Source organism: Streptomyces sp. NPDC047315, from assembly GCF_040643215.1.
Classification (GTDB): domain Bacteria; phylum Actinomycetota; class Actinomycetes; order Streptomycetales; family Streptomycetaceae; genus Streptomyces.
In genome coordinates, this window is record NZ_JBEYTZ010000021.1 from 159,736 (window position 1) to 168,705 (window position 8,970).

General features: G+C 66.1%; 9 protein-coding genes and 3 pseudogenes. 9 read left to right on the plus strand and 3 right to left on the minus strand.

Going from position 1 to position 8,970, the window contains the following annotated elements:
- The first annotated feature begins 248 nt into the window (after positions 1 to 248).
- The 4 genes and pseudogenes from ABZ842_RS24195 to ABZ842_RS24210 all read left to right on the plus strand — a co-directional run.
- Positions 249 to 1,104: pseudogene (locus ABZ842_RS24195) on the plus strand (DUF5655 domain-containing protein).
- A 91-nt stretch (positions 1,105 to 1,195) separates the two neighbouring features.
- Positions 1,196 to 1,984: an IS5 family transposase gene (locus ABZ842_RS24200; RefSeq protein WP_361540284.1), complete on the plus strand. Its 789-nt coding sequence runs from the start codon at positions 1,196 to 1,198 to the stop codon at positions 1,982 to 1,984.
- A gap of 528 nt (positions 1,985 to 2,512) precedes the next feature.
- Complete coding sequence (locus ABZ842_RS24205; RefSeq protein WP_361540287.1) at positions 2,513 to 2,737, plus strand: helix-turn-helix transcriptional regulator; 225 nt, start codon at positions 2,513 to 2,515, stop codon at positions 2,735 to 2,737.
- A 78-nt stretch (positions 2,738 to 2,815) separates the two neighbouring features.
- A pseudogene (locus ABZ842_RS24210) lies at positions 2,816 to 3,037 on the plus strand (Scr1 family TA system antitoxin-like transcriptional regulator); the annotation flags it as partial.
- Positions 3,038 to 3,232: 195 nt separating this feature from the next.
- Here the strand turns inward: ABZ842_RS24210 and ABZ842_RS24215 are convergent.
- The 3 genes and pseudogenes from ABZ842_RS24215 to ABZ842_RS24225 all read right to left on the minus strand — a co-directional run.
- Positions 3,233 to 3,994, minus strand: coding sequence for a hypothetical protein (locus ABZ842_RS24215; protein ID WP_361540249.1), 762 nt, complete (start codon positions 3,992 to 3,994; stop codon positions 3,233 to 3,235).
- A 134-nt stretch (positions 3,995 to 4,128) separates the two neighbouring features.
- A complete protein-coding gene (locus tag ABZ842_RS24220) occupies positions 4,129 to 4,341 on the minus strand; it encodes a hypothetical protein (protein WP_361540252.1) in 213 nt (70 codons plus the stop codon).
- A 5-nt stretch (positions 4,342 to 4,346) separates the two neighbouring features.
- A pseudogene (locus ABZ842_RS24225) lies at positions 4,347 to 4,604 on the minus strand (SPASM domain-containing protein); the annotation flags it as partial.
- 378 nt (positions 4,605 to 4,982) lie between these two features.
- Here ABZ842_RS24225 and ABZ842_RS24230 point away from each other — a divergent pair.
- From ABZ842_RS24230 to ABZ842_RS24250, 5 genes are all read left to right on the plus strand, one after another.
- Complete coding sequence (locus tag ABZ842_RS24230; protein WP_361540255.1) at positions 4,983 to 5,333, plus strand: hypothetical protein; 351 nt, start codon at positions 4,983 to 4,985, stop codon at positions 5,331 to 5,333.
- Positions 5,334 to 5,454: 121 nt separating this feature from the next.
- Entirely contained in the window at positions 5,455 to 6,201 is a 747-nt protein-coding gene (locus ABZ842_RS24235; protein WP_361540257.1) for an ATP-binding cassette domain-containing protein, read from the plus strand.
- Between the two features lie 2 nt (positions 6,202 to 6,203).
- Entirely contained in the window at positions 6,204 to 7,469 is a 1,266-nt protein-coding gene (locus ABZ842_RS24240; RefSeq protein ID WP_361540260.1) for a hypothetical protein, read from the plus strand.
- Positions 7,466 to 8,062, plus strand: a complete 597-nt coding sequence (locus ABZ842_RS24245) for a hypothetical protein (RefSeq protein ID WP_361540263.1) — start codon at positions 7,466 to 7,468, stop codon at positions 8,060 to 8,062. Before ABZ842_RS24240 ends, ABZ842_RS24245 begins: the two co-directional genes overlap by 4 nt.
- Before the next feature lie 343 nt (positions 8,063 to 8,405).
- On the plus strand, positions 8,406 to 8,708 hold the full coding sequence (locus ABZ842_RS24250; protein WP_361540265.1) for a hypothetical protein: 303 nt from the start codon (positions 8,406 to 8,408) through the stop codon (positions 8,706 to 8,708).
- Positions 8,709 to 8,970: the final 262 nt, after the last annotated feature.

Genomic DNA, 8,970 nt, shown 5'->3' on the forward strand with positions numbered 1-8,970 from the left:
GCCCCCAGACGCCGCTGCAGTGGAGGTGCCAGCAACTGCTGACCGTGACCGGAGGGGTTGGTAGGGCGCCGGAGTCTGGTCCTGCAGCCGCTCCAGGGGGATCGTCGCTCTCCGGAACTTGGTTCCGTTTGCCAGGTTCGAGCTCGGCTTCCTCGGCGAAATATTCCTACCGCCGCATGTGTTGGGCCCCCTGAAGCGATATTGGGATGGGGGCGATGGGGCTGAGGCTGTTCAGCACGGAGCGCGGCATGACGGAGGCCATGCCGCGTCTGGCGGATGTCGAGGCGGATGTGCAGAGCCTGGTCGAGGCCCATATGGAGATCATGCTCGGGGTACGGTTCCTGGCGAGCGAGTACAGCACCGGGCCGGTCCACGGCGGACGGGTCGACTCGCTGGGCCTGGACGAGAACGGGGGCACCGGTGATCGTCGAGTACAAGCGGGCGACGGACGCCGGGGTGATCCACCAGGGCCTGCTCTACCTGGCCTGGCTGATGGACCACCGCACGGAGTTCCAGCACCTGGTGCGGGAGCGCCTTGCTGCCGAGGCCGCCGGGCGGATCCTGTGGAGCAACCCGCGGGTGATCTGCGTGGCCGGCGACTTCACCCGCTACGACGTCCACGCCGTACGCGAGCACCGCCGCAGCATCGACCTCGTCCGCTACCGGCTCCACGGCGACCACCACATCGGGATGGAGACCGTCGCCTCCGCCCACGGGCACGCCGGAGCGCCCCGCAGCCGACGGGGGGCCAGGACCACGGCGGCGCCGGGGCTCCGGGAAACCGATGGAGCGATGAGGGATCTCTCGGCGGCCCTGGGCGAGGTGCTGCTGGGCCTGGGGGGTGATGTGGCGGCGTTTCGGCGCAAGCAGTACACCGCGTACCGTCGGCTGCGGAATTTCGTCTGCGTCCCGCCGGCACGTCAGGACAAGATCCTCGCCTACCTGAAGGCCGACCCGAAGGAGGTCGACCTCGTGCCCGGGGTCACCTGGGACGTGACGGGCCTCGGCCATCACGGTACGGGGGACTTGGAGGTCCAACTCCTGTCCGAGCGGGACCTGGAGCGGGCCGTGGAGCTGTTCCGTCTCGCCTACGCGAGGGCTTAGAGGTCCTAACAGAAGTTGTTGATCACGTGACTGTTGGCTTGTCTGCTCGTTGGTCGGGTCGTGGGGAAACGTCAGCCCGCGGCCGTGGATTGTGTCGGATGAACTGTGGGCGTTGATCGAGCCGTTGTTGCCGGGGCCGGGTCCGAAGCTGGTGGAGGGGCGGTCTCGGGTGCCGGACCGGCGGGCGTTATGCGGGATTCTGTTCGTGCTGCATACCGGTATCCAGTGGGAGTACCTGCCCCAGGAGCTGGGCTTCGGTTCGGGGATGACCTGTTGGCGTCCACCTGGCGGCCTGGAACGAGGCCGGCGTCTAGGAGCAACTGCACTTGGTGTTGCTGAAGAAGCTGCGGGCCGCGAAGAAGTTGGACTGGTCGCGGGCGGTGATCGATTCCTCCCACGTTCGGGCGGCTCGGCGCGGCCCAAAAGTGGCCCCAGCCCGGTCGACCGCGCACGGCCCGGCAGCAAGCACCACGTCCTCACCGACGGGCAGGGCATCCCGCTCGCGATGTCCCTGACCGGCGGGAACCGCAACGACGTCACCCAGCTCCTGCCCCTGCTGGACAAGGTCCCGGCCGTGGCCGGCGTCGTCGGCCGGCCCAGACGCCGGCCCGACGCGATCCTCGCCGACCGCGGTTATGACCACGACAAGTACCGCCGTCTACTCCGGGCCCGCGGCGTCCGCCCAGTCATCGCCGAACGAGGCCAACCCCACGGCTCCGGCCTGGGCGTCTTCCGGTACGTGGTTGAGCGCACCATCGCCTGGCTGCACGGCTTCCGCCGCTTGCGCATCCGATGGGAACGACGCGACGACATCCACGAAGCCTTCCTCGGCCTCGCCACCTGCCTGATCACCCACCGCCACGTCCAACGCCTTTGTTAGGACCTCTAACTCGCTCACGGCGATGAGCGCTTCGTCCACCACCGATTCCAGCCTCCAGAGACGGAGCGCTTCCCGGGCGAGTCGCCGCATCTGCGGAACGCGGGAGACGTCGGGCTCGAAGGCAGTCACAAAGTCGCGGCTGACGTCCGGGGCCGGAGAATGAGGCTGCCCGGTGTGTACGGGCCGTGCTGTGGGCATCGCGTACCTCCGTCAGAGAGAGCGGCCTGCTTGCTGCGGCGGCCGGTCCGGCGGGGACGGCAGAGACGCTGGCTGGGGCTGGGGCTGGGGCTGGGGCTGGGGCTGCGCAAGCATGGCAGCGGAAATCTGCCCGTGGAAGTCGTTTCGCAGAATTCTGCGAGAGGAGTTCTGTTGCTAATTTTCCCTCAACGTAAGAGAGTTGGCGCACATGCGGGAACGTTCTGCGAAACGGCAGAAGGTGCGTTGCACCCGTCGAACGTTCGGCGTCATGCTGTGGAGCGGCACGTACATGCAGGACCGGGCGCAGGGATGACTGACAGCGATCCGGGGATGCCGTCCTTCGAGGCGGCGACACCTGCTCTGTGCCGCCTGCAGCTTGGTGTGACGTTGCATGAACTGCGTGTCGCCTCTGGGAAGAAGGGGGCCGCGGTGTGCCGCGAGCTGTCCTGGGCCCCCTCGAAACTGACGAGACTGGAGACAGCAGACAACGGCGCTGTGGAACCCGCAGACGTCATCGCCCTGTGTCAGATCTACGGTGCATCGCCTGAGGCGTAGGAAACGCTGGTCGGCTATGCCACCGTCACGAAGACCAAGAAGGACTGGTGGCAGTCGCCGGACGTCCGGGACGTCATCCTGCCCAGTTTCAAGGCGTATCTCGGGCTTGAGGCCACCGCCGAGAAGTTGGAAAACTGTGAGAGCAAGTACGTTCCCGGCTTGCTTCAGACCGAGGCGTACATCCGAGCAATTCATGAGCAAGTCCAAACCGGTCTTTCAAGCGAGCAAATCGATCGACTGGTTGCCGTACGAATGACTCGCCAAGAGGTCCTGCGTCGGACCAGTCCTCTGGAGTTCACCGCAATCATCACCCCCATGGACCCGCGTTCGCGTTCCCCGCAGCCGTCTGGGAGGCGTTCGTTGAAGCTGTTACACGAGGCGAACTCGGCGCCTGATCAAATACGCATGGCCCGTCTCTCTCGGACGGTATCCAGGGGAGTCGGGCCGTCGTTTGTCTGGATCTGCTGGCTGCTTGAGCGCATGGTCAAGCGTGACTCAGGCGGGACAGACTACGACGACGCAGAAGAGGGGACCCCGCCCACCGAGAAGCGACGGGTGGGTGGACAACTGCGCCGCAGGCGCGAAGAGATCGAGATGCCGTCCGCCAACGTCGCGCGGGCGATGGCTGGAGTTCAGGTGCGTTTCTCGCGGATCGAGCGCGGCTACGACAGCGTGACCCATGGCGAGGTGCACGGTATCTGCGTGAAGATCGGCGTCGGCGTCGGCGACGCTGACGGTGTGGGCAGAGGTGGCCCGCGTCGCTGAGAAGTCTGAGGCGGAGGGGTGAGCTGACCCGGCGGTGCGGTGGTCGACCCACGCTTGGGCGGTCGCTTCCATGTCGTGGAGCCATGTCTGCTTCGTGAACCGCTCGGCGCGGTGGCGGTACATCCGAAGGTTGGCTCTGGCGAACGCGTCGATGGCGCGGGGATCGGCTTTCGCCCAGCCGGGGCACGCGGACCCCAGGTCTTCGGCGGCTGCTGGGGTGTGGCCGGCGGCGATGAGTTGGAGGACCAGGGTTGCGGGGTCGATGAAGGCGGCACCGCGTGTTGGCCAGGCCCAGTCGACCGCCCAGCCGCCGCAGCCATCGAGGGCGACGAGGGAGTTGCCCGGAGCGATGTCGCCGTGGATCAGGCTGTTGCCGCGGAACAACCGGGCTTCATCCGGGCCCGCGGTGAAGGCATCCCAGCGTGTTTCGTGCCAGTCCGTGACCAGGCCGGGCAAGGGGATCTCGCCGATTCGGCCGAGAAGGTCGAGCACGGTCGGGAGGTCAGGGGAGCCCGGTTCGAAGCGACTCGGCCTCCCGTGCACGTCTGCGAATCCCAGCGCCGTCCACCGGTTGTCCTCGGTGTGCCACAGCAGGGGAGGGGAGACCGGTCGCGCCGCTTCGTTGATCAGCCGTTCGCGGACCAGGGAGTCCCGGCGCCCTCCGTCCCGCTCCGGACGCCCTTGACGAAGTAGCGGCCGAGATCACCGTCGACCAGCACCAGAACATCGGACATGAATCCGCCTTCCGTGGCCCTCATCTCCGTGACCGGCCCGGTGAAGGGCCGTACGAGGTCCAAGAAGTCAGGATCGGGAAGGCGTTCGGTCACGTCAGCTTCCATGCGGGCTAGTTCCTGGGTGCGCATCTGGAGGCCGGGTACCAGGGGCTGCATTCCTCAGGGGCGGCCCCCGGGTTGCACTTGTTGTCCCCGTCATCGTCATCGCCGGCGTTCCCGCCTTCGCGCACCGACTCTCGGATGAGGGCTTTGGTGGTGCCCGTGTCGGACCCGTCAACGATATCGTCCAGGCCGCCGTCGCGGACGTTCCCGACGCCGAGGGAAGGGGCGAAGGCACACGGTGTCACGCTGCCGTCCGATGCGACCGTTGCCCGGTCCGTGCCGCTTCACACCCAGTCCGGATCGAGCGCTGTGAGCTCGCTCCGTACATCGGACCCGCCGCGGAGGAGCGGGTCGCCAGCTCTGAGTAGCGTGGGTTCCAGTGCCGGTCACGCGAGCAACGAGAGCTGGCCTGTCGGTCTCGCGCCAGGTGATTAGGCCTGCGCCCGCGTCGCAGCGTCATCGTGCATGCAGTTCCGGCCAATTCGAACACAAGTTCCACAGTGGGTGCTCTGGGTAGGTCTATGATCACTCTGCGATCGCGATCTACGCCAGGAGTCCTGTGCTCTGACCAGCGCGGGACCGTCATAGGGGAGGGGCTTATGAATACTGTGCGCAAAGTCGTGGCAGCTGTTGCCGGAGGAGTGATGCTGCTGCTCGTGAACGCTGTTCCGGCCCACGCCGAGAACGAGCGGTGGAGCTACATTCAGGGTTGGCAGGTCGGCCATGAGTCGAACCGTTGGTACGACCGCAACAGCGACGCAGAAACCACAGCAGTGGCTCTGGTGGGCTGCAGCACCGACACGCAGTTCACCTTCGCCAGTCTCACCCTCTACCGGGTAGTCGACTTCGCTCCCGACGACAGCTACGGCACGAAGACCGAACGTTGCCGGACGTGGGCCTGGGGAGACCCCCAAGCGGGAAACTACTACTTCAAGCTGAGTGGCTTCACGGGAGGATCAGTCTTCTTCGCGGATTCCGCGCACATTAGGTGGTAGTTACCGGTTGATGCGTTGGGCCCTGCGGGAACCGTCCGCAGGGCCCAACGCATCCTCACATTTGTTCATGTGCCAACGCTGCACTCCAACCCCATTGCCAGCAGAGTGAGTTTCACCCCCCATGACACTGCAGTTCACCAGGATTGACTTCCGCTACAACAGACAGACGTCCGTTTTCACTGGACTGAGCCTCACCCTCGACCATCCTGCGACGGTTCTCCTGGGCCCGAACGGAGCCGGGAAGTCGACGCTGATGGCCCTGGCGGCGACCGACGTTCAACCGCAACGTGGACAGGTCCGGTGGCGCGGCAACCGCCCTTCGAACCGTCGGACACGCGCCGCCTACGTACGTGCCGTTGCATGGCTGCCCCAGGACGTCGTGGCGATCCCTGGCCTCACCGTCCGAGAGCAAGTCGCGTACGCGGGGTGGCTGAAGGGCATGTCACGGGCGTCGGCATGGCAGGCGTCCACCGACGCCCTGGGTCGAGTCGATCTCACTGACCTGGCTGGTCGCCCCAGCAACAAGCTGTCCGGCGGTCAGAGAAGGCGCATGGGACTAGCCGGCGCACTGACGCACCGCAGTGAGATCGTCCTGATGGACGAACCGACAGCCGGACTCGACCCCACCCAACGGAAAGTGTTCAGACGTCTGTTGGAGAACCTTCGCAACGACGTCCAGGTGGTGGTCTCCACCCATCAGACCGAAGACCTTGCCGACTCCTACTCGCAAGTCGTCGTCCTGGACCAAGGAACAGTGCGATTTCAGGGGACCACAGCAGAGTTCCACAACCTTGCTGGTGACCATGTGGCCGGTTCACGAGAGCGGGCTGAAGCAGCCTACGCGCGACTTGTCCACGGGGAGGCGTAAGCATGCGGCTCCGCGCGCTCCTGCGATCCTCTGCTGCCACCTACGTCACACCCTTCCTTCTCGTGTTCGTCCTCGGCGCGATCGGGAACGACATCACGTTAGGGACGACTCCCAACTACTGGCCTTCCGTCACAGGGACGTCGACTTACGCCCTGCCCTTCATCAGCACCATCTGCGCGGGACTGGGCGCGTGGGAAGGCGCGCGCCTGACCCGCGGGCGGGTTTTCACCCAGACGTCCGTCCGCAGTGCTGTAGGGATCACTGCGCCTGTCCTCGCCCCCGTGGTCATCGGCGGCATGCTGGTCGCCCTGGCCGCCCTGCTCCTCTCCGCCAGCTCCGCAGGCGTCGGAGCCGGTCTGCCTGAGCTGCGGATGCTACTCGTCGTACTGCTCCTCATCATGACCAACACCTTCGTCGGCTACTGCATCGGCCGCCGTTGGACCGCCGTCCTGTCAGTTCCCGCAGTCCTCATCGCAGCGTTCATCGCCAACGCGTATCCCGTGTCCTGGGAGCCCTTGTGGATTAGGCATCTCGTCGGAGGAGGACTACGCAACTGCTGCTCGGTCGACAACAGTTTCGACGATCGGGCCCTGTGGAGTGCAGTGGCCTTCACTGTCCCCGTGATCCTCGCCTGCGTCATCATGATGGGCCGCCGGACGTCTGTGGCGACCCTCTTGATGTCCGCAGTGCTGATCACCGCTGGTGCGGGCCTCGGTACCGGCATCGCGTCGTCCTTGTCGGCGGAACCTACGGTAGACCGCTCGACCGACGAGTTGAACTGCACGGCCCAGTCGGGGATCACCGTATGCCTCTGGCCCGAGATGGAACACGGCACCGAGGTACGCGCCGAGACAGCCAACGTCGTCAACAAACTCCATGCCGCCGGTCTATCCACCGACCCGGTCTTCACCATGGCGGCCCGCCCCAAGGACGGAGAGACGAAACTCGGCCTTCTGCCGGACGACAAGGCGGTCAGGGTGCCACTCGGGGTGGTCTCGGGCCTCGTCCCCGACCTACCCGCATGTGCCGCAAAGGAAGAGTACCCGGGCGCTCTTGCCGTCGCCCCGGTCTCCGCATGGCTCCTCCTCACCGCAGGTGTCCCCGCTAACACAGCCTCCCGCCACGTCATACCCGGCGCTCTGGCCCTCGCAACGACCGTGCGGAAGCAGCCTCCAGCCGCCCAGATCGACTGGTACGAGAAGAACACGAAGGCCATCAGCTCGTGTTCCACGAAGCCCCAACTCGCTCCCCCAGGAGCCACTGAATGAACTGGTGGCTGAAATCCCGTTCGATCGTCGGATTCATCATCACCGCCGTATTCACAGCGATGACGGGACTCGTCATCGGAGACGCTGAACTCCCCGTACCGTCCATCACGGGGCAGGCGGGAACGTTCCTTTCCGGGCACCTCATCACGGCTCTACCGGCAGTGGCCCTGATGCACGGCATCTCCAGGGGCGACGTCAAAAGCGAACGCATCGCGGTACGCCCCATCAACCGATGGGACGCAACCCTGGGTCTCTCCTGCGCGGCCTTCACCGCCCTCGTACCAGGGGTCGCCTACCTGATCTCCCGCGAAGACATAGCCGTCGTCATCGGCCGGAACATGGTGGCCTACATCGGGATAGCGATACTGCTGGCCGCATTCCTCGGAGGACGATCCGCAGCCCTGGCGACCACACTGGTACCCGTCACCCTCTCCACCGCCGGGTGGGCACCAGGCAACGTCCCCCAACCGTGGGCCTGGGTACTGCACCCCGCGGACTCACTGATCGCCCTCGCCCTCACCCTCGCCGTGCTCGGAGCGGGATTAGGCGCAATGTGCCTGCGAAGCGCACCCATTCGCAAGCTACGCCACTGACCCGAGCACCGCCCCAGAAAGGGACCAGTACCGCTCACGAACACAGACCCTCCCCGCGTACGACGCTTGGCCTGAAGTCCGAGCGAAGACAGGGAGCGCACGCCCCGCGAGGCCGAATGCCGGCAGAGGCCGCGCCCCAGATCTGAGCGAGCCGCGGCCATGGTGTGGGCGCCGACCGACGGTCGGCGCCCACACCTCTTTCCGGCCCACACACCACTCACCAGGGGTCTGATCTGCAGTTTTCCGGAAGGTGTAACAGATTCCGCAGTGCGGCGTACTAGACGTCGAAAGCCCCGCACCGCGGGTGCACCACGACGTCCCTGTACGAGGAGATGCCCCTCTCATGTCGAACTGCTCTGCCCTGAAGACCCCCGGCTACGACGAGCCGAAGACCCTCGCCGCCCTCGAAGACCTCCTCGGCGCCTCGACGGGTCCCAGCGCGCACATCATCTCCCTCCACCCCCGGCTCGCCGCCCGGCTCCTGCGCCGCAACACCGTGAACCGGAACCTGCGCCCGGCAACCGTCGCCGACTACTCCGCGACATCCAGGCCGGTACCTGGCCGATCAACGGCGAGGCGATCAAGCTCGACCGCAACGGCAACGGCAACGTCCTCGACGGGCAGCACCGCCTCCACGCGATCGTGAAAGCCGACCGGCCGGTCACCACGTTCATCATCGGCGGCCTCCCCCGTTATGTTTTTCGCGGTCCTGCAATGGGGCCGCTGGCCTCCGGGCCCGGTATGACTGTGTCCCCTCTGTCGAACGGATGACCTGGGGGGTGGTGTCACCGGGTCCGGGAGGTGCCGTCGGAACCGCTGATGAGAGACCCGGCCACCGCCCGGCCCGGCGCAATGCCGGGCAGCTCGCGGGCGGCAGGTCTGCATAACGTGGATGCGCGAGCACGGTG